The sequence below is a fragment of the Pseudomonas sp. S44 genome (assembly GCF_016624805.1).
Classification (GTDB): domain Bacteria; phylum Pseudomonadota; class Gammaproteobacteria; order Pseudomonadales; family Pseudomonadaceae; genus Aquipseudomonas; species Aquipseudomonas machongensis.
Window position 1 is genome coordinate 54,624 of sequence record NZ_JACVTY010000011.1, and the last position, 25,423, is coordinate 80,046.

Here is a 25,423-nt window from a genome sequence, read left to right on the forward strand (position 1 = left end):
GCCGCTCTCCGTTATAATGCGCGGCTTGCTGTGCCCTTCGCGTGTGGATATCCGCCAGGGCACCTGAACAACCTCGGCTTTATTGGGCCTGAAAGGATCACCATGTTCGAAAACCTGACCGACCGCCTGTCACAGACGCTGCGCCATGTCACCGGCAAGGCCAAGCTGACCGAAGAGAACATCAAGGACACGTTGCGTGAAGTGCGCATGGCCCTGCTCGAGGCCGACGTCGCCCTGCCGGTGGTCAAGGACTTCGTCAACAGCATCAAGGAGCGTGCGGTCGGCACCGAGGTGTCGCGCAGCCTGACGCCGGGCCAGGCGTTCGTGAAGATCGTCCAGGCCGAGCTGGAAAGCCTGATGGGCGCGGCCAACGAAGACCTCGCACTCAATGCCGCTCCGCCAGCCGTGGTACTGATGGCAGGCCTGCAGGGCGCGGGCAAGACCACCACTGCCGGCAAGCTGGCGCGCTTCCTGAAGGAGCGCAAGAAAAAGACCGTCATGGTGGTGTCCGCCGACGTCTACCGCCCGGCGGCGATCAAGCAGCTCGAAACCCTGGCCAACGACATCGGCGTGACCTTCTTCCCGTCCGACATCAGCCAGAAGCCGGTCGATATCGCCGAGGCGGCGATTCGCGAAGCCAAGATCAAGTTCATCGACGTGGTCATCCTCGATACCGCCGGCCGTCTGCACATCGACGCCGACATGATGGACGAGATCAAGGCCCTGCACGCAGCGGTCAAGCCGGTCGAGACGCTGTTCGTGGTCGATGCCATGACCGGCCAGGACGCCGCCAACACCGCCAAGGCCTTCGGTGAGGCGCTGCCGCTGACCGGCGTGGTGCTGACCAAGGTCGATGGCGATGCCCGTGGCGGTGCCGCGCTGTCGGTGCGCGCCATTACTGGCAAGCCGATCAAGTTCATCGGTATGGGCGAGAAGACCGAAGCCCTCGAGCCTTTCCACCCCGACCGCATCGCCTCGCGCATCCTCGGCATGGGCGACGTGCTCAGCCTGATCGAGCAGGCCGAGCAGAACATCGACAAGGCCAAGGCCGACAAGCTGGCCAAGAAGCTGAAGAAGGGCAAGGGCTTCGACCTCGAAGACTTCCGCGACCAACTGCAGCAGATGAAGAACATGGGCGGCCTGGGTGGCCTGATGGACAAGCTGCCCAGCATCGGTGGCGTCAACCTGTCGCAGATGGGCAACGCGCAGGGTGCGGCCGAGAAGCAATTCAAGCAGATGGAAGCGATCATCAACTCCATGACCCCTGCCGAGCGCCGTGACCCCGACCTGATCAGCGGTTCGCGCAAGCGCCGTATCGCCCTGGGTTCCGGCACGCAGGTGCAGGATATCGGCCGGCTGATCAAGCAGCACAAGCAGATGCAGAAGATGATGAAGAAATTCTCCGCCAAGGGCGGCATGGCCAAGATGATGCGTGGCCTGGGCGGGATGCTGCCGGGCGGCGGCATGCCGAAGCTGTAACCGAATCCGCTTGGTCGCCTTGATAGGCGGCCAGGCAGACCCCGCCTTGGCGGGAAAGCGCCGCAAAACAGCGGCTTAAGCGGCAGGTCTGGATTGCTTTGCATGGCTCTTGCGAAAAAGCCATTTGCAAATGTCCGTGTATTCCCTGAGAATATGCGGCCTTTTGGGCACCCGTGTGCCTATTTGGCATTCAGATTTGCAGCACTGACTGCAGTACCGACTATAGGAACGATGTTCACATGGTAACCATTCGTCTGGCCCGTGGCGGCTCGAAAAAGCGCCCTTTCTACCACCTGACCGTGACCAACTCGCGTAACGCCCGTGACGGCCGTTTCGTTGAGCGCGTTGGCTTCTTCAACCCGATCGCCTCGGGCGCCGAAGTCAAGCTGTCGGTCAACCAGGAACGCGTCACCTACTGGCTGAGCCAGGGCGCGCAGCCGTCTGAGCGTGTTGCTCAGCTGCTGAAGGACGCTGCCAAGGCTGCTGCCTGAGCAGTATGAACGCGACGCCAGAAAAGGCTGACGACCTCATCGTCGTTGGCAAGATTTTTTCGGTTCACGGCGTTCGCGGCGAGGTGAAGGTGTATTCCTTTACCGATCCGATTGAAAACCTGTTGGATTATCCGCGCTGGACGCTTCGGCACGAAGGCAAGGTAAAGCAGGTCGAGCTGGTCAACGGTCGTGGCTCCCAGAAGGGCCTGGTCGTGAAACTGAAAGGCCTCGACGATCGCGATGAAGCCCGTCTTCTGAGCGGTTACGAAATCTGCATTGCGCGGAGCCTTTTGCCCAACCTGGCCGCCGACGAGTACTACTGGTACCAGTTGCAGGGCCTGAAGGTCATCAACCAGGACGAACAACTGTTCGGCAAGGTCGATCACCTGTTGGAGACCGGTGCGAACGATGTAATGGTGGTCAAGCCTTGCGCAGGCAGCCTGGATGATCGCGAGCGTCTATTGCCCTATACGGAGCAATGCGTGCTGGCAATCGACCTGGAAGCAGGTGTGATGCGAGTCGAATGGGACGCGGATTTCTAGACGATGGGTAACCTTCGAGTAGAAGTCGTCACGTTGTTCCCCGAGATGTTTTCGGCCATCACGGAGTACGGCATTACCAGTCGTGCGGTGAAACAGGGGTTGCTGCAAGTGACCTGCTGGAACCCACGGGACTACACCACTGATCGCCACCACACGGTGGATGATCGGCCGTTTGGCGGTGGTCCGGGCATGGTGATGAAGATCAAGCCTCTGGAAGACGCCCTGGCCAGTGCCAGGCAGGCAACCGGAGCATCGGCGAAGGTGATCTACCTCTCGCCACAAGGCTGCAAGCTGACTCAGCAGGCGGTCAAAGGCCTGGCCGAACAGGAATCGTTGATCCTGATCGCCGGTCGTTATGAAGGCATCGACGAGCGTTTTATCGAAGCTCATGTCGATGAGGAGTGGTCGATTGGTGACTATGTACTTTCCGGTGGCGAGCTGCCGGCCATGGTACTGATCGATGCGGTTACGCGGCTGCTGCCCGGAGCTTTAGGGCATGTGGACTCGGCGGAGGAAGACTCCTTCACCGATGGTCTGCTGGATTGCCCGCACTACACCCGACCTGAGGTGTATGCGGATCAGCGTGTACCCGACGTGTTGCTAAGTGGCAACCATGCACACATCCGGCGTTGGAGAATGAAGCAGTCCCTTGGTAGGACCTTCGAACGACGCGCCGATCTTCTGGAAAGTCGCTCGCTTTCTGGAGAAGAGAAGAAGCTGCTCGAGGAATACCTCCGCGAGCGGGACGATAGTTAACGTATCGATGGTGGATCGAGTTATCCATCTTAGGAGCACAGCATGACCAACAAGATCATCCAGCAGCTCGAAGCCGAGCAGATGAGCAAGGAAATCCCGACCTTCGCACCAGGCGACACCATTGTCGTTCAGGTTAAAGTGAAGGAAGGCGATCGCTCGCGTCTGCAGGCGTTCGAAGGCGTTGTTATCGCCAAGCGTAACCGCGGTCTGAACAGCGCTTTCACCGTGCGCAAGATCTCCAGCGGCGTTGGCGTAGAGCGTACCTTCCAGACCTACAGCCCACAGATCGACAGCCTGGCCGTGAAACGTCGTGGTGACGTGCGTAAAGCCAAGCTGTACTACCTGCGCGACCTGTCCGGCAAAGCCGCTCGCATCAAGGAAAAACTGTCCTGAGTGCAGTTTGACCGGTGGCTTCGGCCACCTTGCGAGAGAAAAAGCAGCCTTCGGGCTGCTTTTTTGCATTCTGTGGTATTGGTGTTGCCTGCTTCGCAGGTCGCTCCGCTGCCATTCCCTTGCAATGTGAGTACCCCATGACCACCACCCCAAGAGATCAGGAAATCCAGCGCCGTACCGAGCTGTCGATCACTCGCGTGACCAAGGCCGTTTTTCCCAACACCACCAACCACCACAACACCTTGTTCGGCGGCACCGCGCTGGCCTGGATGGACGAGGTGTCGTTCATCGCCGCTACGCGTTTCTGCCGCCTGCCGCTGGTGACCGTGTCCACCGACCGCATCGACTTCAAGCACCCGATCCCGGCGGGCTCGATCGTCGAGCTGGTTGGCAGCGTGATCAAGGTGGGCAATACCAGCTTGCAGGTACAGGTCGATGTGTTCGTCGAGAACATGTATCTCGACGGCCGCGAGCGCGCGATTCATGGGGTCTTCAGCTTCGTCGCCATCGACGAGGACAAGCGGCCGGTGCCAGTACTGGCTCAGGCCTGAGTTCTCCAGTGCGGGCCCTTTCGCGGGTAAACCCACAGGTGCTACGCGATCCCTGTAGGAGCGGGTTTACCCGCGAAGACGCCGATACAGACAACAATTATGCGTCTGTGAAACACTAGCCCACTTTCAACACCCAGCAGCCCTCCGAATGCCCGCCCTGGACCACCCCCTGATCGATCAGTTTCTCGATGCCCTCTGGCTGGAAAAAGGCCTGTCCGACAACACCCGCGTTTCCTACCGCAGCGACCTGGCCCTGTTCAATGGCTGGTTGCAGGAGCGTGGCGTGACGTTGCCCGATGCAGGTCGCGATTCGATCCTCGACCACCTTGCCTGGCGCTTCGATCAGGGTTACAAGCCGCGTTCCACTGCACGTTTTCTCTCTGGAGTGCGTGGTTTTTATCGTTATCTGCTGCGGGAGAAGCTCATAGGTGTCGACCCGACCTTGCAGGTCGATATGCCGCAACTGGGTAGGCCTTTGCCCAAGTCCCTGTCTGAAGCAGATGTCGAAGCGTTGCTCAAGGCGCCGGACCTGGCCGAAGCCATCGGCCAGCGCGACCGCGCCATGCTCGAGGTGCTCTACGCCTGCGGCCTGCGGGTCACCGAGCTGGTGAGCCTGACCCTCGATCAGGTCAACCTGCGCCAGGGCGTGCTGCGGGTGATGGGCAAAGGCAGCAAGGAGCGCCTGGTGCCGATGGGCGAGGAGGCGGTGCTGTGGATCGAGCGCTACCTGCGTGACGGCCGGGCCGAGCTGCTCAACGGGCGCCCCAGCGATGTGCTGTTCCCCAGCCTGCGGGGCGAGGAAATGACCCGCCAGACCTTCTGGCACCGCATCAAGCATCACGCCCGCGTGGCCGGGATCGACAAGCCGCTGTCACCGCACACCCTGCGCCATGCTTTCGCTACGCATCTGCTCAATCACGGGGCCGACCTGAGGGTGGTGCAGATGCTGTTGGGGCACAGCGACCTTTCCACCACGCAGATCTACACCCACGTCGCCAAGGCACGTTTGCAGCAGTTGCACGCCCAGCACCATCCGCGTGGATGAATGATTTTCATGTTCCGCCCGGCGGCCATCAGACAGTGATTTCGCTGCGGCCTGATGTGGTAGGCTTGAGCGGTTTGCACCAGGGACCGCCCGGTCGCCGCGATTTTTCCGCAGGCGACGTCCTCCGGTCCCCGTCCGCCTTCAGGAGTACCCCATGCGCGTGACCCAGATTTTTGCCGCCGCCGCCCTGGCGCTGGCCAGTACCTTTGCCGTTGCTGCGGCCACCGACGTCACTGCCGGTGCCGAGCAGGCCATTCGCAACACACTCAAGACCCTGGAATTGGAAGTACCGATCGAAAGCGTCGCCAGCAGCCCGGTCGGCGGCTTGTACGAAGTCAAGCTGCAGGGCGGTCGCGTGCTCTATGCCAGCGCAGACGGCCAGTTCGTCATGCAGGGCTACCTGTACCAGATCCAGGATGGCAAGCCGGTCAACCTGACCGAGAAAACCGAACGCCAGGGTATCGCCAAGCTGATCAACGGCATTCCTGCGGCTGAGATGGTGGTTTACCCGGCCAAGGGCGAAACCAAATCGCACATCACCGTGTTCACCGACACGACCTGCCCGTACTGCCACAAGCTGCACGCTGAAGTGCCAGAGCTGAACAAGCGCGGTATCGAAGTGCGCTATGTCGCCTTCCCGCGCCAGGGCCTGGGCTCGCCGGGTGACGAGCAACTGCAGGCCGTCTGGTGCTCCAGCGATCGCCGTGCGGCGATGGACAAGATGGTCGACGGCAAGGAAATCAAGGCGGCCAAGTGCGCCAACCCGGTCAGCAAGCAGTTCCAGCTCGGCCAGTCGATCGGTGTCAACGGCACGCCAGCGATCGTGCTCGAAAGCGGCCAGGTGATCCCGGGCTACCAGCCGGCACCGCAGGTGGCCAAGCTGGCCCTGGCCGGCCAGGCGCAAGCCGCCAAGTAATTCATTCAATACGCCGTCGTCATGGGGTGACGGCATGTTTCACGGTCGGCGCAGGTGCCGGCCGTTCAATGGGGAGTTCACAGTGAAACCGGTCAAAGTAGGCATCTGTGGGTTGGGGACCGTCGGTGGCGGTACCTTCAATGTACTTCAGCGCAACGCCGAGGAGATTGCCCGCCGTGCCGGGCGCGGTATTGAAGTGGCTCAGATTGCCATGCGCTCGCAGAACCCGAACTGCCAGATTACCGGTACCCCCATTACCGCTGATGTGTTCGAAGTCGCGACCAACCCCGAAATCGACATCGTCATCGAGCTGATCGGTGGCTACACCATTGCCCGCGATCTGGTGCTCAAGGCCATCGAGAACGGCAAGCACGTGGTCACCGCCAACAAGGCGCTGATTGCCGTGCACGGCAACGAAATTTTTGCCAAGGCCCGTGAAAAGGGCGTGATCGTGGCCTTCGAGGCGGCAGTTGCCGGCGGTATCCCGGTGATCAAGGCGATCCGCGAAGGCCTCTCGGCCAACCGCATCAACTGGTTGGCCGGGATCATCAACGGCACCGGCAACTTCATCCTCACCGAAATGCGTGAAAAGGGCCGTGCCTTCCCTGACGTGCTGGCCGAAGCCCAGGCGCTGGGTTACGCCGAAGCCGATCCGACCTTCGACGTCGAGGGCATCGATGCTGCGCACAAGCTGACCATCCTGGCCTCCATCGCCTTTGGTATTCCGCTGCAGTTCGACAAGGCCTACACCGAGGGCATCACCCGCCTGACCACTGCCGATGTCAACTACGCCGAAGCCCTGGGCTATCGCATCAAGCACCTGGGCGTGGCCCGCCGTACCGCCGACGGCATCGAGCTGCGCGTGCACCCGACGCTGATCCCGAGCGACCGCCTGATCGCCAACGTCAACGGCGTGATGAACGCGGTGATGGTCAACGGTGATGCTGCAGGGTCTACGCTTTATTACGGTGCCGGTGCCGGCATGGAGCCGACCGCTTCGTCGGTGGTCGCCGACCTGGTCGACGTGGTGCGTGCCATGACCTCCGACCCGGAAAACCGCGTTCCGCACCTGGCCTTCCAGCCGGATTCGCTGTCGGCGCACCCGATCCTGCCGATCGAGGCTTGCGAAAGTGCCTACTACCTGCGTATCCAGGCCAAGGATCACCCAGGCGTGCTGGCCCAGGTCGCCAGCATCCTGTCCGAGCGTGGCATCAACATAGAGTCGATCATGCAGAAGGAAGCCGAGGAGCAGGACGGCCTGGTGCCGATGATCCTGCTGACGCACGGCGTGGTCGAGCAGCGTATCAACGATGCTATCGTCGCCCTTGAAGCCCTGCAGGATGTGGTCGGCAACGTCGTGCGCATCCGCGTCGAACAGCTCAATTAATTCAGCGGCGGGGCCCCCCCGCCGCCCCCCCCCCCCCCCCCCGCCCCCGCCCCCCCCGCCCCCCCCCCCCCCCCCCCCCCGCCGGCCCCGCCCCCCCCCCCCCCCCCGCGCCCAGAACCGAAGGTTTGCACAATGCGCTATATCAGTACTCGCGGCCAGGCGCCGGCCCTGAATTTCGAAGACGTCCTGCTGGCTGGCCTTGCCAGTGATGGCGGCCTGTACGTGCCGGAGAACCTGCCACGCTTCACCCAGGAAGAGATCGCGTCCTGGGCCGGCCTGCCGTACCACGAACTGGCCTTCCGGGTGATGCGCCCGTTCGTCACCGGCAGCATCGCCGACGCCGACTTCAAGAAGATCCTGGAGGAAACCTACGGTGCCTTCGCCCATGCCGCGGTGGCGCCGCTGCGCCAGTTGAATGGCAACGAGTGGGTGATGGAACTGTTCCACGGCCCAACGCTGGCGTTCAAGGACTTCGCCCTGCAACTGCTCGGCCGTCTGCTCGACCACGTGCTGGTCAAGCGTGGCGAGCGCGTGGTGATTGTCGGCGCCACCAGCGGCGATACCGGTTCTGCCGCCATCGAAGGCTGCCGCCGTTGCGACAACGTCGACATCTTCATCCTGCACCCGCACCAGCGTGTGTCGGAAGTTCAGCGTCGGCAGATGACCACCATCCTCGGTGACAACATCCACAACATCGCCATCGAAGGCAACTTCGACGACTGCCAGGAAATGGTCAAGGCCAGCTTCGCCGATCAGTCCTTCCTCAAGGGCACTCGCCTGGTGGCGGTCAACTCGATCAACTGGGCGCGGATCATGGCCCAGATCGTCTACTACTTCCATGCAGCACTGCAGTTGGGCGGCCCGGCGCGCTCGATCGCGTTCTCGGTCCCGACCGGCAACTTTGGCGACATCTTTGCCGGTTACCTGGCACGCAACATGGGCCTGCCGATCAGCCAACTGGTGGTGGCCACCAACCGCAACGACATCCTGCACCGCTTCATGAGCGGCAACCAGTACGTCAAGGATGCCCTGCACCCAACGTTGTCGCCGTCGATGGACATCATGGTCTCGTCCAACTTCGAGCGCCTGCTGTTCGACCTGCACGGTCGCAACGGCGCAGCGATCGCCGAGTTGATGGCCAACTTCAAGCAAGGTGGCGGTTTCAGCGTGGAGCAGGATCGCTGGACCGAGGCGCGCAAGCTGTTCGACTCCCTGGCGGTGAGCGACGAGCAGACCTGCGAGACCATCGCCGAGGTGTTCAAGGCCACCGGCGAAGTGCTTGATCCGCACACCGCAATCGGCGTCAAGGCCGCTCGCGAGTGCCGTCGCAGCCTGGACACGCCGATGGTGGTGCTGGGCACCGCGCATCCGGTCAAATTCCCCGAAGCGGTGGAGAAGGCCGGTGTCGGCAAGGCCCTCGAGTTGCCGGCGCACTTGAGCGACCTGTTCAGCCGCGAGGAGCGTTGCACGGTCCTGGCCAATGACCTGAAGGTGGTCCAGGCCTTCGTCAGCCAGCACGGCAACCGCGGCAAGCCGCTGTAAATCGCAGTACTGGGCGGCACCGGGCGGGGCAAGTCGGAACATCGGCTTGCCCCGTTTGCGTTTGGGCGGCTCTCGCAATACCAGAATCTTCCTTGGTGCTTTCAGATTTTTCTTATTTGAGTCTCTCTGCTGCGTTTCTAGAGTGTGTGCCCTGTCCATCAGGGCTCGCAGCCCTCAGGAGCGGCTCATGCACCGGCTCAACATCCTTATCGTCCAGTCTCGTCCCGCCCAGCAGATCGCCCTGCACCAGGCCTGCAATGCCCTGGGGGTTTTCAACGTGCGCATTGCCTGCGATCTGGCCAGCGCCAAGGCAAGCATGGCGCAGATGCAAGCCTTGGACATGCTCATCATCGACCATGGCATGCCGGCGCTGAGCGCCCAGGCACTGTTGAAGCACGTGACCCGGCAAGGCCATGCGCGTGCGCTGCTGTTCGTCGGACATCCCCCTGTGCGCGGCCCTGATCTCGCTGTCGAGGCCCAGCGTCAGGGGCAGTGGGTGGTTGCCCAATTGCCCTGGCCGTTGTCGGTGAGGGGGTTGCAGGCGGCATTGCAGCGGCTGCGTCGGCCGCCGCGCAGGAACTCCGGGCGGGATATCGAAACGGTCATGTTGCCCACGCATGCTCGCTGATACAGGCGCGTGCGGGCGAACTTTCCGAAGTGCCTGGCGGTCAGTTCCGATAGGTCCCCGACAAAGCGAGTACGCCGGATGGAAAGAATCTGCTCCCTGCTCAACGATGCCCTGTCCCCTTATCACACCCGCCTCGACGAAGTAGATGCGCGCGGCAATCGCCAACTCACCTTGCTCGATGCGCAGGGCAACGAGGTGTTGCGCCGCGCCGTGAGTGTGCGCCAGCTACAGGAGCAACGCTTGCTGGTCGATCTGGTCGACGGTCTGCACCGCGACCTGCAGATCGTCGAGGGGCGTCTGCAGCCTTGTGTGATCGCGGCCTTGCAACACCGACATCAACCTCAGGGAACCTTTGCCTGAGTGTCTCGTCAGACTTTATAGGGTGTTCGAACGCTGCTTTGCTCCGGTAGCGTTGGATCGCCGTACAGAGTCCGCTAAAGGGCTTTGAGTTGACCCCGGATGTCTTCCCCAGCATCCGGGGTTTCTTTTGTCTGCGTCATGGCTGGACGTTGGCTGCAGAGGGAAGCTCCTCGACCAGGTGCCGTGTCTGCTCCAGGTACTCTGTGCGCAGTTCGGGGTCGAGCCAGCTGGCGTAGAACTCGGGGAGTACTTCCTGGCGCAGGTGCGGCAACAGCTTGTCGATATGGGCGATGGCTTCGCGTCCCAGTGGCGTGTCGGAGCAGCCCACATGCAGAAACTGGTAGCGATTCGCCCCCTTGATCGGGTGGAACTGGTAGCTGTCCAGCGAGCCGCCCTGCTGCTGGATCAGGTAGCGCACCTCCGGCCAGTAGCCCAGGACCAGTTGCAGGCGCCCCAGTTGCTGCATCTGCAGGAGGTTGGCGGTGGCATCGTTGCCGTAGTGGCGGCTCAGGGTGGTTTCTGGCAACTGGCTCAGGATCTCGTCGACCACGACCCCGTAGCTGCGCTGGGCCACTATTCCCAGCTTCAGGCCTGGTCGTACCAGCATCTGCTTCAGGTCCACAGGCGTGCCTTCCTCGGACTCTTCCAGTAGTCCCAGGTCTGCCTTGCGGATGATCAGCCCGCCACTGAGGATGGGCAGGGAGGGTTGGGAGAAATGCACGAAATGGGCGCGTTCCGGTGTCCATAGCAGGGTCGGGTCGCAGGTGAAGTTGCGTTCCTGGAGCATCTGGATGCCGCGCGCGCGATTTACCCGAAGGATTGTGTGATCGTACTCGGGCATCTGCTCGATGAGCAGAGGCAGCATGCGATCGACCACGCCCTGGCCCTTTTCCTGGCCTTCGAAAATGGTGAACGGTGGCAGGTCGCGTACCAGCCAGGTCAGGCGCTCGCGGGCCTGGCCCTGCTGCCAGGGCAGCAGCAGGACGCAGAGCAGCACAAACATGCGCATCATGCTTGCTCGACGCCCGATCAGACCGCCCCCTGCTCGCGCAGGCGTGCCACCTCGGCAGTGCTATAGCCCAGCCCGGCGAGCAGTGTCGCCGTGTGCTCTCCCAGCGCAGGCCCGACCCACTCCGTGGAGCCGGGTGTCTGCGACAGCTTGGGCACGATACCCGGCATCTTGAAGGGCTTGCCGTCTGGGAGCTTCGCCTGAAGGAACATTTCCCGGGCGAGGAATTGCGGGTCGCTGAACATGTCCTCGGCCGAATAGATGCGGCTGGCAGGCACGCCTGCGTCGTTCAGCGCCTGCATCACCTGTTCCAGCGGCAGGCTGTTGACCCAGCGGTCGATCACCCCGTACAGCTCGTCGCGACGCAGGTCACGGCCATCGTTGCTGGCCAGGGTTGCATCCTCGGCGAGGTCGTCGCGGCCGATGGCCTGCATGAAGCGTTTGAAGATCGCATCGCCGTTGGCGCCGATCTGCACGTGCCGGCCGTCGGCGCTGGTGTGGATGGAGGAGGGGGTGATGCCCGGCATGATGTTGCCGGTGCGCTCGCGAATGAAACCGAACACATCGAACTCCGGCACCATGCTTTCCATCATCGCGAAGATTGCCTCGTACAGCGCCACATCCACCACCTGTCCTTCACCGCCATTGACTTCGCGGTGGCGCAGGGCCATCAGCGCACCAATCACGCCCCAGAGGGCGGCGATCGAGTCGCCGATGGAAATGCCCGTGCGCACGGGCGGACGATCCTCGAAACCGGTGATGTAACGCAGGCCCCCCATGGACTCGCCGACGGCACCGAAGCCTGGCTGGTCCTTCATCGGCCCGGTCTGGCCGAAGCCTGACAGGCGTACCATTACCAGGCGTGGGTTGAGGGCATGCAGTACCTCCCAGCCAAGGCCGAGTTTCTCCAGCACGCCAGGGCGGAAGTTCTCGATCAGGATGTCAGCATCGGCCAGCAATTGCTTGAGGATCTCGCGTCCTTCGGGGTGCTTGAGGTTGAGCGTGAGCGATTGCTTGTTGCGTGCCTGGACGAACCACCACAGCGAAGTCCCTTCATACAGTTTGCGCCACTTGCGCAGCGGATCGCCGCCATCAGGTGATTCGACCTTGATCACCTCGGCGCCGAATTCGGCGCAGATACGCGAAGCGAAGGGGCCGGCGATCAAGGTGCCGAGCTCGATGACCTTCAGACCGGCGAGGGGTTTGGCGGGGGTGGGCATGGTGCGTCCGTGGCGACAGAAAAGAGGCTTGGTTTTATCACAGCTGGTCAATGGCAGATACTGTTGCAAGGCAGAGTCCAGTGCACGCAGATGCGCAACCACCCACCCCAACAAACTCGGATCGGTTAAACTCTGCGACTTTCTCCAAAGAAGCCCCTTTCCCATGGCCCAGCCTTCCACCACCTACAAGTTCGAACTGAATCTGACCGACCTCGACCGCGGCGTGTACGAAAACGTGCGTCAGACGATCGCTCGTCACCCGTCGGAGACCGAGGAACGCATGGCCGTCCGTCTGCTGGCTTACGCCCTTTGGTACAACGAGAACCTGTCGTTCGGCCGCGGTCTGTCGGATGTCGATGAGGCCGCCCTGTGGGGAAAAAGCCTGGATGATCGCATCCTGCACTGGATCGAAGTCGGCCAGCCCGACGCCGACCGTCTCACCTGGTGCTCGCGCCGTACCGAGCGCACCAGCCTGCTGGCCTATGGCAGCTTGCGGGTGTGGGAGAACAAGGTGGTCGGCGCGGTCAAGGGCCTGAAAAACCTGAGCATCGCTGCTGTCCCGCAGGAAGTCCTGGAGGTTCTGGCCACCGACATGCCGCGTACCATCAAATGGGATGTGATGATCAGTGAAGGCACGGTATTCGTCACCGACGACCGTGGCCAGCACGAAGTCCAATTGCAGTGGCTGCTCGGTGAGCGCGGCTGACCTGATCCGATCTGACAGCCGAAGACCCCATGCGTATCGAACCCCGCCCCCTGCCATCGGCACTGCCCTTCCTTGGCAACCTGCCGCCCCTGTTGACCCGGCTGTATGCCGCCCGCGGCGTGCAGAGCGAGTCCGAACTGGACAAGAGCCTGGCGCGCCTGTTGCCGTACCAGCAACTTAAAGGAATCGAGGCGGCCGTCGACCTGTTGGTCGAGGCCCTGGACCTGCGTCAGCGCATCCTGATCGTTGGCGACTTCGACGCCGATGGCGCCACCGCCAGCACCGTAGGTGTGCTGGGGCTGCGACTGCTGGGTGCGGCCCATGTGGATTACCTGGTGCCCAATCGCTTCGAGTACGGCTATGGCCTGACCCCGGAGATCGTGCAGGTGGCGTTGCAGCGTCAGCCGCAACTGCTGATCACTGTCGATAACGGTATCTCCAGTGTCGATGGCGTGGCGGCGGCCAAGGCTGCCGGGCTCAAGGTCCTGGTCACCGACCACCACCTGCCTGGCGAGCAGTTGCCCGACGCCGATGCGATCGTCAACCCGAACCAGCCAGGCTGCATCTTCCCCAGCAAGTCGCTGGCCGGGGTAGGGGTGATCTTCTACGTGCTGATGGCCCTGCGTGCCCGTCTGCGCAGCCTTGGACGCTATGAGACGCAGGCCCAACCGAACATTGGCGAACTGCTCGACCTGGTGGCGTTGGGCAGTGTCGCCGACGTGGTGCCGCTGGACGCCAACAACCGTATCCTCGTGCACCAGGGGCTCGAGCGCATCCGTGCCGGGCGTGCTCGTCCTGGGTTGAAGGCAATTCTCGAAGTGGCGCGGCGCGATCATCGGCGCATCACCTCGACCGACCTGGGTTTCATCCTCGGGCCACGGCTCAACGCCGCCGGTCGGCTGGACGACATGAGCCTGGGCATCGAATGCCTGCTGTGCGAAGACGCCGCCGTTGCGCTGGACATGGCCGGGCAACTGGACGGGCTCAACCAGGATCGCAAGTCCATCGAGCAGGGCATGCAGCGCGAAGCCCTGGCCCAGCTCAAGGACCTGCCGATCGAGTCCATGCCCTATGGCCTGTGCCTGTTCGACCCCGACTGGCACCAAGGTGTGATCGGCATCCTCGCCTCGCGCCTGAAGGAGCGCTACCACCGACCGACCATCGCCTTTGCCGATGCGGGCGAGGGCATGCTCAAGGGCTCTGCCCGTTCGGTGCCGGGCTTCCATATCCGCGATGCGCTGGATGCCGTGGCCGCACGCCAGCCGCACCTGATCAGCAAGTTCGGCGGCCACGCCATGGCCGCAGGCTTGTCGCTGCCTGAGGCCAATTTCCAGGCCTTTGCCGATGCGTTCGACGAAGAGGTGCGGCGCCAGTTGTGCGAGGACGACCTGACCGGGCGCCTGCTGTCCGACGGCACCCTGGCGGTCGAGGAGTTTCATCTGGACCTGGCCCGCGCCCTGCGCAATGCCGGCCCTTGGGGGCAGCATTTTCCCGAGCCGCTGTTCCATGGCGTGTTCCAGATGGTCGAACAGCGCGTGGTGGGGGAGCGGCATCTGAAAGTGGTGCTCAAGAGCGAGTGCGGCTCGGTGAAACTCGATGGGATCGCCTTCGGTATCGACCGCGACGTGTGGCCCAACCCGACGGTGCGTTGGGTGGAGGTGGCCTACAAGCTCGATGTGAACGAGTTTCGCGGCAATGAAAGCGTGCAACTGATGATTGCGCACATGGAGCCGCGCTGACAGAGGGCAGCCCTCAGCGCGGGGCGTCCATCCGGCGGAACCTCCCCCCAGGGTAATCTGGTCTAGTCTCAGAGAAGACCGGTACCGGGCCACGGCCGCACACGAGTGTCCGGGCCGGATCACCATTGGAGTCCTTGGGAGGTCCCCTCATGAGCCTGCTGCTTGAGCCGTATACCCTGCGTCAGCTGACCCTGCCCAATCGCATTGCGGTTTCGCCAATGTGCCAGTACTCGAGCGTCGATGGCCTGGCCAACGACTGGCACCTTGTCCACCTGGGCAGTCGCGCCGTCGGTGGCGCCGGGCTGGTGATCACCGAGGCGGTGGCTGTCACTGCCGACGGAAGAATCACCGCCGAAGACCTCGGGTTGTGGAACGACGACCAGATCGTCCCACTGCAACGTATCACCCGCTTCATCACTTCCCAGGGCGCCATTCCGGGCATTCAGCTGGCGCATGCCGGGCGCAAGGCGAGCACCCATCGTCCCTGGCTCGGCAAGCACGGCAGCGTCAAGGTCGAGGACGGCGGCTGGCAGCCGGTCGGGCCTTCGAAGATCGCCTTCGATCCGGAGCATACGCCGCCGCGCGAGCTGAGCCACGATGAGATCCAGGGTGTTGTCCAGGCCTTCGTCCAGGCCGCCGAGCGTGCCAAGGCAGCCGGGTTCAAGGTCGTCGAAATCCATGCGGCGCACGGCTACCTGCTGCATCAGTTTCTTTCGCCGCTGAGCAACCAGCGGCGTGACGAGTACGGCAGCTGCTTCGAGAACCGTATTCGTCTGACGCTTCAGGTGACCGAGGCCGTGCGTGAGGTATGGCCGCAGGAGCTGCCGCTGTTCGTGCGGGTATCGGCCACCGATTGGGTCGAGGATGGCTGGAACCCAGACGAGACGGTCGAGCTGGCGCGTCGTCTGAGGGCGCTGGGGGTCGACCTGATCGACGTGTCCTCGGGCGGCACCTCGGTCAATGCCGAGATCCCCACCGGCCCGGGTTACCAGACCCGCTTCGCCGAGCGGGTGCGCAAGGAGTCGGAAGTCGCCACCGGCACCGTGGGCATGATCACCGAACCCGCCCAGGCCGAACACATCCTGCGTACCGGTCAGGCCGACCTGATCTTCCTCGCCCGCGAACTGCTGCGCGATCCTTACTGGCCGCTGCATGCCGACGATGACCTGGGTGGCAACAAGGCAACCTGGCCTGCGCAGTACCAACGTGCGACCAGCCGGGCCAATCCGATTCATGAGTCGGATCTGCGGGAGTGATGGATCCGCGTCCCGTTCGACTGGCCGGATGCAACATCCCGAAGCAAATGCGTTAAGGGAGAATTCAGGCTGCGGGCCTACTCTGGAGCTTTCCTATCCGTCCAGGAGTCATCCAGATGAACACCCGTGGTCTGCTCGATCAACTGCTCAAGTCCGGCCAGTCACTGCTGCAGAACCAGCAGGGCAAGGGCGGGGCGGGCAAGGTGCCCGGTCTTGGTGATCTGCTCGGGGGTGGCCAAGGCAAGGGCTCTGGCCTTGGCGGCCTGCTTTCCGGTGCCGGAGGCGGGGCGCTGGCGGCCGGGGCCATGGGCCTGCTGCTGGGCAGCAAGAAGGCGCGCAAGTACGGTGGCAAGGCACTCACCTACGGTGGCCTCGCCGCCCTTGGCGTGCTGGCCTACAAAGCCTATGGCAACTGGCAGGCGCGCCAGGGCCAGGCCCCTGCGCAGGAGCCACAGACCCTCGATCGCCTGCCGCCGGCCCAAGCCGAGCAACACAGCCAGGCGGTGCTCAAGGCGCTGGTGGCGGCGGCCAAGTCCGACGGTCATATCGATGAGCGCGAGCGTGAACTGATCGAGGGCGAGTTCGTGCGCCTGGACAGCGATCGCGAGCTGCAGGCCTGGCTGCATGCCGAGCTGAACAAGCCGCTCGATCCTGCCGAAGTGGCCCGTGCCGCACAGACCCCTGAAATGGCCGCAGAGATGTACCTGGCCAGTGTGATGATGGTCGATCAGGAACACTTCATGGAGCGCGCCTACCTTGACGAACTGGCCCGCCAATTGCGCCTGGACCCGAACTTGCGTGAGGAACTGGAACGCCAGGTACGGGACGCTGCAGCGCAGTGATGTGGCGATTGGCTATTTAATCGGCAGGGATGCCGGAATACTCCGCAATTCAACCGATAACGCGCCTGGCGCCTAGGCTATACTTCGACGATTTTCCCGCTCGTGAAGAATTCCTGAGGGCTGATTGTGAAGAACTGGACCTTGCGCCAACGGATCCTGGCAAGTTTCGCCGTGATCATCGCCATCATGCTGTTGATGATCGTAGCGGCGTATTCACGCCTGGTGACCATCGAAGCCAGCGAGCAGGCAGTGGGCACGGACAGCATTCCGGGGATCTACTACAGCTCGATGATCCGCAGCGCCTGGGTCGACAGTTACGTCGCCAGCCAGCAGTTGGTCGGCTTGTCCAACCATCGCGAGCTGACCTCGGCCGACCTCGAGCTGTTCAAGGGGTTCCACGACCGCCTCAGGGCGCAGATGGCCAACTACCAGGGCACGATCCAGGATGCGGAGGACCAGGCATCCTTCGACACCTTCGTGCGTCTCGAGGAGGCCTACGTCAAGGTGGTCGACCAGGTCCTGGCAGCCTACCGCGAGAAGAACTACCCCGAAGCCGAGCGCCTGATCGCCGAAGTACTGACACCGGCCTGGACCGACGGGCGCAAGCACCTGAACTCGGTGATCGACCGCAATACCGAATCCGCCAATGCCGCCACCCGCGAGATCGTCAGCGCCGTGGCCACCGCCAAGGGCAGCATGATCGTTTCGCTGATCCTGGCGATTGTCGCTGCTGGTATCTGCGGCCTGCTGCTGATGCGCGCCATCAGTGCTCCCATGCAGCGCATCGTGCATGCCCTCGACAAGCTGCGCTCGGGTGACCTCAGCGCGCGCCTGAACCTGGACCGCAAGGATGAGTTCGGCGCCATCGAGAATGGTTTCAATGAAATGGGCGAGGCGCTTGCCAACCTGGTGGCCCAGGCCCAGCGTTCATCGGTGCAGGTGACCACCTCCGTCACCGAGATCGCCGCCACCTCCAAGCAGCAGCAGGCCACGGCCACCGAAACCGCTGCAACCACCACGGAAATTGGCGCCACCTCGCGCGAGATCGCCGCGACCTCGCGTGACCTGGTGCGTACCATGACCGAGGTGACCAGTGCCGCCGACCAGGCTTCGAGCCTTGCCGGGTCCGGCCAGCAAGGCCTGGCGCGCATGGAGGAAACCATGCATCAGGTGATGGGCGCCGCCGACCTGGTCAACGCCAAGCTGGGCATCCTCAACGAGAAGGCCAGCAACATCAACCAGGTGGTGGTGACCATCGTCAAGGTCGCCGACCAGACCAACCTGCTGTCGCTCAACGCGGCCATCGAGGCGGAAAAAGCCGGTGAGTACGGCCGCGGTTTTGCCGTGGTGGCCACCGAAGTGCGCCGCCTGGCCGACCAGACCGCAGTGGCCACCTACGACATCGAGCAGATGGTGCGCGAGATCCAGTCCGCGGTGTCGGCTGGGGTCATGGGCATGGACAAGTTCTCCGAGGAAGTGCGCCGCGGCATGTTCGAGGTGCAGCAGGTAGGCGAGCAGCTCAGTCAGATCATTCATCAGGTGCAGGCGCTGGCGCCACGGGTCCTGATGGTCAACGAGGGCATGCAGGCCCAGGCCACCGGCGCCGAGCAGATCAACCAGGCGCTGGCCCAGCTCAGTGATGCCAGCACGCAGACGGTCGAGTCGTTGCGCCAGGCCAGTTTCGCCATCGACGAACTGAGCCAGGTGGCTGCCGGGCTGCGTGGCGGTGTCTCGCGCTTCAAAGTCTGACGGCGATGAACGATCTGCAACCGCATGATCAGCGGCCGGCCGAAGCCAAGGGCGTGTTGTACCTGCTGTTCCATATTGGCGAACAGCGCTTTGCCCTGGATGTGCGCGAAGTGATAGAGGTGCTGCCGCTGCGCCCGCTCAAACCCATCGCCCAGGCGCCCGTCTGGGTCGCCGGGATCCTCGGGCATCGCGGCGCGCTGGTACCGGTCATCGACCTGTCGTCCCTTACCTTCGGCGCGCCTGCACCGCAGCGCACCAGCACGCGCCTGGTACTGGTGCGTTATGGCAATGGCCTGCAACTGGGGCTGGTGCTCGAACAGGCGACCAACACCGTGCGTTGCCAACCCGACGAGTTCCAGCCCTATGGGCTGGACAACAGCGAGGCGCGTTACCTGGGCCCTGTGCGACAGGATGCACAGGGGCTGTTGCAGCGCATCCAGGTTGACGACCTGTTGAGCGATGCCGTACGCCTGCTGTTGTTCCCGGATCAATCCGCGCAGGTGGCAGGATGATCGAACAACGCTTCTTCCGCTTCCTGCAGGAGCGCATCGGCCTGGATGTGGACTCGGTGGGCGCGCCGATGGTCGAGCGGGCCCTGCGCCAGCGGTGCGTGGTACTTGCCGCGCGTGACCTCGACGACTACTGGCTGCGCCTGCAGCAATCGCCCGGCGAGCAGCAGGCGTTGATCGAGGCAGTGATCGTCCCCGAGACCTGGTTCTTCCGTTATCCCGAATCGTTCACGGCATTGGCCGGGCTGGCGCAAAAACGCCTGGTCGAGCTGGCCGGATCACGACCGCTGCGTATCCTCAGCCTGCCGTGCTCGACCGGCGAGGAGCCCTATTCGATTTCCATGGCGCTGCTCGATGCGGGTCTGTCTCCATCGGCCGTGCGCATCGATGCCATGGACATCAGCCCCAGCTCCCTCGCCCGTGCCGAGCAGGCCGTGTATGGCCGCAACTCGTTCCGGGGCAGTGAACTGGCATTCCGTGAGCGGCACTTCGACTGCACCGATGACAGTTACCGGTTGCATGAGCGCGTGCGCCAGCAGGTCAGCCTGGAGCCTGGCAATGTGCTCGATCCCGCCTTGCGCAGCCGCAAGGGAGTCTATGACTTTGTCTTTTGCCGCAACCTGCTGATCTATTTCGACGTACCTACCCAGCAGCGGGTTTTCGAGGTGCTGAAACAGCTGCTCCACGACGATGGCGTGCTGTTCATCGGCCCGGCCGAGGGCAGTTTGCTGGCGCGCCTGGGCATGCGGCCGATCGGCATCGCGCAGTCGTTCGCCTACGTGCGTCAGGATCAGCTTGGCGTACAGCCGCCGGTCAACCCGGTGCCGTCGGCACGGCCCGCCATCGCGCCGGTGGCTTCGCCGCGTCCAGTCGCCATGCCCGTGGCGGCACCACCCTTTGCCCGTGCTCCCCGCCCGCCCGCCAGGCCGGTTGCGTTGGCGACCATGAACGAGAACGAAAGCGAGTTGCTGGCAGCCATCGCCCGCCAGGCCAATGCCGGTGCCAGCGAGCAGGCCCGCGCCAGTTGCGAGCGCTACTTGCGTCTGTTCGAACCCGCGGCGCAGGTCTACTACTGGCTGGGGCTGCTCAGCGATACCCAGGGCGATGCCGGCGAAGCACTCAAGCATTACCGCAAGGCCCTGTACCTCGAGCCCCAGCACACCGAGGCGCTGCTGCACCTGGCCACGCTGTTGGCATCCCAGGGGGATGTCACAGGGGCTCGGCGCCTGCAGGAGCGGGCGGCGCGGGCGGGCAGGGAGTCTGAACGATGAGCGGTGCCTACTCGATGGACCTGATCGCCCGGGACCATGAAGATATCGACGACTGCTGGAATCGCATCGGTGTCCATGGCGACAAGCAATGTCCCCTGCTGGACCGGCACATCCACTGCCGCAATTGCGAAGTGTATGCCGCGGCGGCTACCCGCCTGCTCGACCGCTACACCTTGTTGCAGGACGAGCATGTCGAGACCGTGCAGGTGGAACAGGGCACTGTCGGCCGTTCCATGCTGCTGTTCAGGCTGGGGGAGGAATGGCTGGCGCTGGCCACGGCCTGCCTGGCGGAGATCGCGCCGCTGCAGGCCGTTCACTCGCTGCCGCACCAGCGTTCGCGGATGTTGCAGGGGGTCGCCAACGTGCGAGGTGCGCTGGTGCCGTGCCTGTCCTTCGCCGACCTGTTGGGCATGGAGCTGGCGCCGACACAGGAGCGTAGCGGCCGGGTGATGCCACGGATGTTGATCCTGGCTGCCGAAGGTGGCCCGGTGGTATTGCCGGTCGACGAGATCGACGGCATCCATCGGCTGGACACTTCGCGCCTGCACGAGGAGCACGACGCGGCCCACTTCACGCTGGCGGTATTGCAATGGCGTGGCCGCAGTGTGCGCGTACTCGATGACCAACACCTCCTGTCTGCCGTGAAGCGGAGCCTGTCATGACCCCGGAGCAAATGCGCGACGCATCGTTGCTCGAACTGTTCAGCCTTGAGGCCGAGGCCCAGACCCAAGTGCTCAGTGCCGGGCTGTTGGCCCTCGAGCGCAATCCGGCCCAGGTCGACCAGCTGGAAGCCTGCATGCGCGCAGCGCACTCCCTCAAGGGCGCCGCGCGTATCGTCGGCATCGATGCCGGCGTCAGCGTCGCTCATGTCATGGAGGATTGCCTGGTCGCGGCCCAGGAGCGCCGCCTGTTGCTGCGCCCTGAGCACATCGATGCCTTGTTGCAGGGCACTGACCTGCTGATGCGCATTGCAACACCCGGGGATACCCAGGCCGAAACGGCGGTGCCGGCGTTCCTGGTGCAGATGGCCATGTTGCTCGACCCTTCTTCGGCACCCGCGCCGGATGCTGCCGGCGGTGCGGCCACGCCTTCGCCGCTGGCGATGCCGCCCGAGGTGCCGACGACGCCTGTCGAGCCCGAGGCGGAAGTGGAGCCTGCGCCCGCAGCCAGGGGCGGCAAGCGCGCAGGCGAGGGCGCGGAGCGCGTGCTGCGGGTCACCGCCGACCGCCTGAACAGCCTGCTCGACCTGTCGAGCAAGTCGCTGGTGGAAACCCAGCGGCTCAAGCCCTATCTCGCCAGCCTGCAGCGCCTCAAGCGCATGCATGGCCAAGGCATGCGCGCCCTCGACGGGCTCAAGAGCCAGCTCGAGGGCAGCGGGCAGAGCGCCGAGGTGCTCGACGCCCTGGCCCAGACCCAGCGCTTGCTCGCCGAAACCCAACAGATCCTCCAGCAGCAGGCTGCCGACCTCGACGAGTTCGGCTGGCAGGCGAGCCAGCGCGCGCAGTTGCTGTACGACACTGCGCTGGCCTGCCGGATGCGTCCCTTCGCCGATGTGCTGACCGGGCAGAGCCGCATGGTGCGCGACCTTGGGCGCTCCCTGGGCAAGCAGGTGCGGCTGCTGATCGAGGGCGAGAAGACCCAGGTCGACCGTGATGTGCTGGAAAAACTCGAGGCGCCGCTCACGCACTTGCTGCGCAATGCTGTCGACCATGGCATCGAGCAGCCCGAGCGACGCCTGTTGGCGGGCAAGCCCAGTGACGGCACGCTGCGCCTGCGCGCATCGCACCAGGCCGGGTTGCTGATTCTCGAACTGAGCGACGACGGTGCGGGCATCGACCTTGAGCGCCTGCGCCGCAGCATCGTCGATCGGGCACTGTCGCCCGCCGAGACCGTGGCGCAGATGAGCGAGGCCGAGCTGCTGACCTTCCTGTTCCTGCCCGGTTTCAGCCTGCGTGACCAGGTCACCGAGGTGTCTGGACGAGGCGTCGGCCTGGACGCGGTGCAGCACATGGTGCGCGAACTGCGCGGGTCCATCGAGCTCACTCAGGTGGCGGGGCAGGGCTGCTGCTTCCACCTGGAGGTACCGCTGACCCTGTCGGTGGTGCGCAGCCTGGTGGTCGAGGTCGGTGGCGAAGCCTACGCCTTCCCGTTGGCGCACATCGAACGCACTCTCGATGTACCGGCCGAGGCCATCGTCCAGATCGAAGGTCGCCAGCACTTCTGGCACGAAGACCGCCATATCGGCCTGGTCGCCGCAAGCCAGTTGCTCAACCGTCCGGCGGCGCAGGAGGAGGCGGACAACCTGCGCGTGGTGGTCATTCGCGAGCGCGAGCAACTGTACGGTGTGGCCGTGGAGCGCCTGATCGGCGAGCGAGTGCTGGTGGTGATGCCGCTCGACCCGCGTCTGGGCAAGGTCCAGGACATTTCCTCCGGCGCCTTGCTCGACGATGGCTCGGTGGTGCTGATCATCGATGTCGAAGACCTCTTGCGCTCGGTGGACAAGCTGCTGAGCACCGGGCGCCTGGAGCGTATCGATCGCGGGGCACGGGCGGGCCGGGGAGTGGCGCGCAAGCGCATCCTTGTGGTCGACGACTCGCTGACGGTACGCGAGCTCCAGCGCAAGCTGCTGGGTACGCGGGGCTACGACGTAGCGGTGGCGGTCGATGGCATGGATGGCTGGAACGCCCTGCGCAGCGAAGACTTCGACCTGCTGATCACCGACATCGACATGCCGCGCATGGACGGTATCGAGCTGGTCACCCTGGTGCGTCGCGACAATCGCCTGCAGTCGTTGCCGGTGATGGTGGTGTCTTACAAGGACCGGGAAGAGGACCGCCGACGTGGACTGGATGCAGGCGCCGACTATTATTTGGCCAAGGCCAGCTTCCATGACGATGCGTTGCTGGATGCGGTGGAGGAGTTGATTGGAGGAGCCCAGGGATGAGGATCGCCATCGTCAATGATATGCCCATGGCTGTCGAAGCCTTGCGCCGTGCGCTGGCCTTCGAGCCTGCGCACGAAGTGATCTGGGTGGCCGGCAATGGTGCCGAGGCCGTGCACAAGTGTGCCGAGCAGACGCCGGACCTGATCCTCATGGACCTGATCATGCCGGTGATGGATGGCGTGGAGGCGACTCGCCGGATCATGGCCGAAACCCCTTGCGCCATCGTCATCGTCACCGTGGATCGCAAGCAGAATGTGCACCGGGTGTTCGAGGCCATGGGCCACGGCGCCCTCGATGTGGTCGACACGCCGGCACTGGGCGCGGGCGATGCCCGGGAGGCGGCGGCACCGTTGCTGCGCAAGATTCTCAACATCAGCTGGCTGATCGGCCAGCAGCGCTCCAGCGCGGCGCGCACCGAGGCGGTGCCGGTGCGCAACCCAGTGCTTCGCTGCGGCCTGGTGGCCATTGGTTCGTCGGCGGGCGGCCCGGCTGCGCTGGAAGTGTTGCTCAAGGGACTGCCACGGGATTTTCCGGCGGCCATCGTGCTGGTCCAGCATGTCGATCAGGTGTTCGCCGCCGGTATGGCCGAATGGCTGAGCGGTGTGTCCGGGCTACCGGTACGCCTGGCCCGCGAGGGTGAACCACCGCAGCCGGGGCAGGTGTTGCTGGCAGGTACCAACCACCACATCCGGCTGTTGCAGAATGGCCAGCTGGCGTATACCGCCGAGCCGGTCAACGAAATCTACCGCCCCTCGATCGACGTGTTCTTCGAGAGCGTGGCGCGCTTCTGGCGCAGCGATGCGGTGGGCGTGCTGCTCACCGGCATGGGCCGCGATGGCGCGCAGGGCCTGAAGTGGATGCGCGAGCAGGGCTTCCTGACCATCGCCCAGGACCAGCAAAGCAGTGCGGTGTATGGCATGCCCAAGGCCGCCGCAGCGATCCAGGCGGCGGTCGAGATACGGCCGCTGGAGCGAATTGCCGGGCGACTTGTGGAAATCTTTCCGAAATGACGATATGTATTGAGTCACGCCGCCTGGCCGGTAGTGACCTGGTGAATAGGGATGAATGACCTACCGATCGATGGTTTCACGACGATCAACGAAAGCGCCGCGATGGTCCTGCTGGTCGACGACCAGGCGATGATCGGCGAGGCGGTGCGTCGTGGGCTGTCCCACGAGGAAAACATCGACTTCCACTTCTGTGCCGATCCACACCAGGCGGTAGCCCAGGCCATGCGCATCAAGCCGACGGTGATCCTCCAGGATCTGATCATGCCGGGCCTGGATGGTCTGACGCTGGTGCGCGAGTACCGCAACAACCCGGCGACCCAGGATATCCCGATCATCGTCCTGTCGACCAAGGAGGACCCGCTGGTCAAGAGTGCGGCCTTCGCCGCCGGGGCCAACGACTATCTGGTCAAGCTGCCGGACACCATCGAGCTGGTGGCGCGTATCCGCTATCACTCGCGCTCCTACCTCACCCTGCTGCAGCGTGACGAGGCTTATCGCGCCTTGCGTGTCAGCCAGCAGCAGCTGCTCGACACCAACCTGATGCTGCAGCGGTTGATGAACTCCGATGGCCTGACCGGGCTGTCCAACCGCCGCCACTTCGACGAGTACCTGGAACTGGAGTGGCGCCGCGCCATGCGCGAGCAGCAGCAACTGTCGCTGTTGATGATCGATGTCGACTACTTCAAGGCCTACAACGACAGCTTCGGCCATCTGGCCGGTGACGAAGCGTTGCGCCAGGTGGCCGAAGCGATCCGCGGCTCCTGCTCGCGCCCAAGCGACCTGCCGGCGCGCTATGGCGGCGAGGAGTTCGCCCTGGTGCTGCCCAACACCTCGCCAGGTGGTGCACGGCTGATTGCGGAAAAGCTGCGCCAGACCGTGCTGGGTCTGAATATTCCGCACAGTGCCCCGCAACCGGAATCGCGCCTGACCGTGAGCATTGGCCTGGCGACGCAGACGCCGAGTGTCGGCAGTCATTGCCGGCAGTTGATTTCGGCGGCGGACAAGGGGCTGTACCTGGCCAAGAACAGCGGGCGTAACCAGGTCGGGGTTGCCTGAAACCAGCGCGCATTGCGCGAAA

Annotated in this window: 25 protein-coding genes; 23 read left to right on the forward strand and 2 right to left on the reverse strand. The window is 63.8% G+C overall.

What is annotated here, in order from left to right; all coding sequences use genetic code 11:
* Positions 1 to 102 precede the first annotated feature (102 nt).
* The 12 genes from ffh (at position 103) to IAE40_RS11020 (ending at position 10,090) form a co-directional block, all read left to right on the forward strand.
* Positions 103 to 1,479 carry a signal recognition particle protein gene (ffh, locus tag IAE40_RS10965; RefSeq protein WP_063543302.1) on the forward strand — a complete coding sequence of 459 codons (1,377 nt, stop codon included), beginning with the start codon at positions 103 to 105 and terminating at the stop codon, positions 1,477 to 1,479.
* 239 nt (positions 1,480 to 1,718) lie between these two features.
* Positions 1,719 to 1,970, forward strand: a complete 252-nt coding sequence (gene rpsP / locus IAE40_RS10970) for a 30S ribosomal protein S16 (RefSeq protein WP_008094480.1) — start codon at positions 1,719 to 1,721, stop codon at positions 1,968 to 1,970.
* 5 nt (positions 1,971 to 1,975) lie between these two features.
* Entirely contained in the window at positions 1,976 to 2,512 is a 537-nt protein-coding gene (gene rimM / locus IAE40_RS10975) for a ribosome maturation factor RimM (RefSeq protein WP_063543304.1), read from the forward strand.
* Positions 2,513 to 2,515: 3 nt separating this feature from the next.
* Positions 2,516 to 3,268 (forward strand): tRNA (guanosine(37)-N1)-methyltransferase TrmD, encoded by a 753-nt coding sequence (gene trmD, locus IAE40_RS10980; protein ID WP_153773961.1) that lies wholly within the window; start codon positions 2,516 to 2,518, stop codon positions 3,266 to 3,268.
* A gap of 42 nt (positions 3,269 to 3,310) precedes the next feature.
* Positions 3,311 to 3,661, forward strand: coding sequence for a 50S ribosomal protein L19 (rplS, locus tag IAE40_RS10985; protein ID WP_023629812.1), 351 nt, complete (start codon positions 3,311 to 3,313; stop codon positions 3,659 to 3,661).
* 137 nt (positions 3,662 to 3,798) lie between these two features.
* Entirely contained in the window at positions 3,799 to 4,212 is a 414-nt protein-coding gene (locus tag IAE40_RS10990) for an acyl-CoA thioesterase (RefSeq protein WP_063543306.1), read from the forward strand.
* A gap of 148 nt (positions 4,213 to 4,360) precedes the next feature.
* The gene (xerD, locus tag IAE40_RS10995) at positions 4,361 to 5,257 is read left to right on the forward strand and encodes a site-specific tyrosine recombinase XerD (protein ID WP_054895088.1); all 897 of its coding nucleotides are present in this window, start codon (positions 4,361 to 4,363) and stop codon (positions 5,255 to 5,257) included.
* A gap of 154 nt (positions 5,258 to 5,411) precedes the next feature.
* Positions 5,412 to 6,173 (forward strand): DsbC family protein, encoded by a 762-nt coding sequence (locus IAE40_RS11000; protein WP_054895087.1) that lies wholly within the window; start codon positions 5,412 to 5,414, stop codon positions 6,171 to 6,173.
* Between the two features lie 82 nt (positions 6,174 to 6,255).
* The gene (locus IAE40_RS11005) at positions 6,256 to 7,560 is read left to right on the forward strand and encodes a homoserine dehydrogenase (RefSeq protein ID WP_054895086.1); all 1,305 of its coding nucleotides are present in this window, start codon (positions 6,256 to 6,258) and stop codon (positions 7,558 to 7,560) included.
* A 132-nt stretch (positions 7,561 to 7,692) separates the two neighbouring features.
* Positions 7,693 to 9,102, forward strand: a complete 1,410-nt coding sequence (gene thrC / locus IAE40_RS11010) for a threonine synthase (RefSeq protein WP_153773963.1) — start codon at positions 7,693 to 7,695, stop codon at positions 9,100 to 9,102.
* A gap of 187 nt (positions 9,103 to 9,289) precedes the next feature.
* Positions 9,290 to 9,730, forward strand: a complete 441-nt coding sequence (locus IAE40_RS11015) for a histidine kinase (RefSeq protein WP_197893175.1) — start codon at positions 9,290 to 9,292, stop codon at positions 9,728 to 9,730.
* A gap of 78 nt (positions 9,731 to 9,808) precedes the next feature.
* Positions 9,809 to 10,090, forward strand: coding sequence for a DUF3509 domain-containing protein (locus IAE40_RS11020; RefSeq protein WP_153773965.1), 282 nt, complete (start codon positions 9,809 to 9,811; stop codon positions 10,088 to 10,090).
* A gap of 136 nt (positions 10,091 to 10,226) precedes the next feature.
* On the opposite strand, the gene IAE40_RS11025 is transcribed toward IAE40_RS11020, so the two are convergent.
* Entirely contained in the window at positions 10,227 to 11,099 is an 873-nt protein-coding gene (locus IAE40_RS11025; protein ID WP_153774045.1) for a TIGR02285 family protein, read from the reverse strand.
* A 20-nt stretch (positions 11,100 to 11,119) separates the two neighbouring features.
* Positions 11,120 to 12,319, reverse strand: coding sequence for a CaiB/BaiF CoA transferase family protein (locus IAE40_RS11030; RefSeq protein ID WP_153773966.1), 1,200 nt, complete (start codon positions 12,317 to 12,319; stop codon positions 11,120 to 11,122).
* A gap of 163 nt (positions 12,320 to 12,482) precedes the next feature.
* Here IAE40_RS11030 and IAE40_RS11035 point away from each other — a divergent pair, with 163 nt between their 5' ends.
* The 11 genes from IAE40_RS11035 (at position 12,483) to IAE40_RS11085 (ending at position 25,401) form a co-directional block, all read left to right on the forward strand.
* Complete coding sequence (locus tag IAE40_RS11035) at positions 12,483 to 13,025, forward strand: YaeQ family protein (RefSeq protein WP_200603169.1); 543 nt, start codon at positions 12,483 to 12,485, stop codon at positions 13,023 to 13,025.
* 29 nt (positions 13,026 to 13,054) lie between these two features.
* Positions 13,055 to 14,764, forward strand: a complete 1,710-nt coding sequence (gene recJ / locus IAE40_RS11040; RefSeq protein ID WP_200603170.1) for a single-stranded-DNA-specific exonuclease RecJ — start codon at positions 13,055 to 13,057, stop codon at positions 14,762 to 14,764.
* 149 nt (positions 14,765 to 14,913) lie between these two features.
* Positions 14,914 to 16,020 (forward strand): NADH:flavin oxidoreductase/NADH oxidase, encoded by a 1,107-nt coding sequence (locus tag IAE40_RS11045; protein WP_054895079.1) that lies wholly within the window; start codon positions 14,914 to 14,916, stop codon positions 16,018 to 16,020.
* Between the two features lie 116 nt (positions 16,021 to 16,136).
* Positions 16,137 to 16,862: a tellurite resistance TerB family protein gene (locus IAE40_RS11050; protein WP_063543314.1), complete on the forward strand. Its 726-nt coding sequence runs from the start codon at positions 16,137 to 16,139 to the stop codon at positions 16,860 to 16,862.
* Positions 16,863 to 16,988: 126 nt separating this feature from the next.
* On the forward strand, positions 16,989 to 18,611 hold the full coding sequence (locus tag IAE40_RS11055; RefSeq protein WP_112897572.1) for a methyl-accepting chemotaxis protein: 1,623 nt from the start codon (positions 16,989 to 16,991) through the stop codon (positions 18,609 to 18,611).
* 5 nt (positions 18,612 to 18,616) lie between these two features.
* The gene (locus tag IAE40_RS11060; RefSeq protein ID WP_153773967.1) at positions 18,617 to 19,123 is read left to right on the forward strand and encodes a chemotaxis protein CheW; all 507 of its coding nucleotides are present in this window, start codon (positions 18,617 to 18,619) and stop codon (positions 19,121 to 19,123) included.
* Complete coding sequence (locus IAE40_RS11065) at positions 19,120 to 20,391, forward strand: CheR family methyltransferase (protein WP_153773968.1); 1,272 nt, start codon at positions 19,120 to 19,122, stop codon at positions 20,389 to 20,391. Before IAE40_RS11060 ends, IAE40_RS11065 begins: the two co-directional genes overlap by 4 nt.
* Entirely contained in the window at positions 20,388 to 21,053 is a 666-nt protein-coding gene (locus IAE40_RS11070) for a chemotaxis protein CheW (RefSeq protein WP_197893183.1), read from the forward strand. The genes IAE40_RS11065 and IAE40_RS11070 overlap by 4 nt, the downstream gene beginning before the upstream one ends.
* On the forward strand, positions 21,050 to 23,335 hold the full coding sequence (locus IAE40_RS11075; protein WP_200603171.1) for a hybrid sensor histidine kinase/response regulator: 2,286 nt from the start codon (positions 21,050 to 21,052) through the stop codon (positions 23,333 to 23,335). Before IAE40_RS11070 ends, IAE40_RS11075 begins: the two co-directional genes overlap by 4 nt.
* The gene (locus IAE40_RS11080; RefSeq protein WP_153773971.1) at positions 23,332 to 24,345 is read left to right on the forward strand and encodes a chemotaxis response regulator protein-glutamate methylesterase; all 1,014 of its coding nucleotides are present in this window, start codon (positions 23,332 to 23,334) and stop codon (positions 24,343 to 24,345) included. The genes IAE40_RS11075 and IAE40_RS11080 overlap by 4 nt, the downstream gene beginning before the upstream one ends.
* A 51-nt stretch (positions 24,346 to 24,396) precedes the next feature.
* The gene (locus IAE40_RS11085) at positions 24,397 to 25,401 is read left to right on the forward strand and encodes a response regulator (protein ID WP_054895071.1); all 1,005 of its coding nucleotides are present in this window, start codon (positions 24,397 to 24,399) and stop codon (positions 25,399 to 25,401) included.
* Positions 25,402 to 25,423 lie beyond the last annotated feature (22 nt).

Coding starts and splice junctions, on each gene's coding strand:
- ffh (WP_063543302.1), top strand. CDS start 103: ATGTTCGAAAACCTGACCGACCGCCTGTCACAGACGCTGCGCCATGTC.
- rpsP (WP_008094480.1), top strand. CDS start 1,719: ATGGTAACCATTCGTCTGGCCCGTGGCGGCTCGAAAAAGCGCCCTTTC.
- rimM (WP_063543304.1), top strand. CDS start 1,976: ATGAACGCGACGCCAGAAAAGGCTGACGACCTCATCGTCGTTGGCAAG.
- trmD (WP_153773961.1), top strand. CDS start 2,516: ATGGGTAACCTTCGAGTAGAAGTCGTCACGTTGTTCCCCGAGATGTTT.
- rplS (WP_023629812.1), top strand. CDS start 3,311: ATGACCAACAAGATCATCCAGCAGCTCGAAGCCGAGCAGATGAGCAAG.
- IAE40_RS10990 (WP_063543306.1), top strand. CDS start 3,799: ATGACCACCACCCCAAGAGATCAGGAAATCCAGCGCCGTACCGAGCTG.
- xerD (WP_054895088.1), top strand. CDS start 4,361: ATGCCCGCCCTGGACCACCCCCTGATCGATCAGTTTCTCGATGCCCTC.
- IAE40_RS11000 (WP_054895087.1), top strand. CDS start 5,412: ATGCGCGTGACCCAGATTTTTGCCGCCGCCGCCCTGGCGCTGGCCAGT.
- thrC (WP_153773963.1), top strand. CDS start 7,693: ATGCGCTATATCAGTACTCGCGGCCAGGCGCCGGCCCTGAATTTCGAA.
- IAE40_RS11015 (WP_197893175.1), top strand. CDS start 9,290: ATGCACCGGCTCAACATCCTTATCGTCCAGTCTCGTCCCGCCCAGCAG.
- IAE40_RS11020 (WP_153773965.1), top strand. CDS start 9,809: ATGGAAAGAATCTGCTCCCTGCTCAACGATGCCCTGTCCCCTTATCAC.
- IAE40_RS11025 (WP_153774045.1), bottom strand. CDS start 11,099: ATGCGCATGTTTGTGCTGCTCTGCGTCCTGCTGCTGCCCTGGCAGCAG.
- IAE40_RS11030 (WP_153773966.1), bottom strand. CDS start 12,319: ATGCCCACCCCCGCCAAACCCCTCGCCGGTCTGAAGGTCATCGAGCTC.
- IAE40_RS11035 (WP_200603169.1), top strand. CDS start 12,483: ATGGCCCAGCCTTCCACCACCTACAAGTTCGAACTGAATCTGACCGAC.
- recJ (WP_200603170.1), top strand. CDS start 13,055: ATGCGTATCGAACCCCGCCCCCTGCCATCGGCACTGCCCTTCCTTGGC.
- IAE40_RS11045 (WP_054895079.1), top strand. CDS start 14,914: ATGAGCCTGCTGCTTGAGCCGTATACCCTGCGTCAGCTGACCCTGCCC.
- IAE40_RS11050 (WP_063543314.1), top strand. CDS start 16,137: ATGAACACCCGTGGTCTGCTCGATCAACTGCTCAAGTCCGGCCAGTCA.
- IAE40_RS11060 (WP_153773967.1), top strand. CDS start 18,617: ATGAACGATCTGCAACCGCATGATCAGCGGCCGGCCGAAGCCAAGGGC.
- IAE40_RS11065 (WP_153773968.1), top strand. CDS start 19,120: ATGATCGAACAACGCTTCTTCCGCTTCCTGCAGGAGCGCATCGGCCTG.
- IAE40_RS11070 (WP_197893183.1), top strand. CDS start 20,388: ATGAGCGGTGCCTACTCGATGGACCTGATCGCCCGGGACCATGAAGAT.
- IAE40_RS11075 (WP_200603171.1), top strand. CDS start 21,050: ATGACCCCGGAGCAAATGCGCGACGCATCGTTGCTCGAACTGTTCAGC.
- IAE40_RS11080 (WP_153773971.1), top strand. CDS start 23,332: ATGAGGATCGCCATCGTCAATGATATGCCCATGGCTGTCGAAGCCTTG.
- IAE40_RS11085 (WP_054895071.1), top strand. CDS start 24,397: ATGAATGACCTACCGATCGATGGTTTCACGACGATCAACGAAAGCGCC.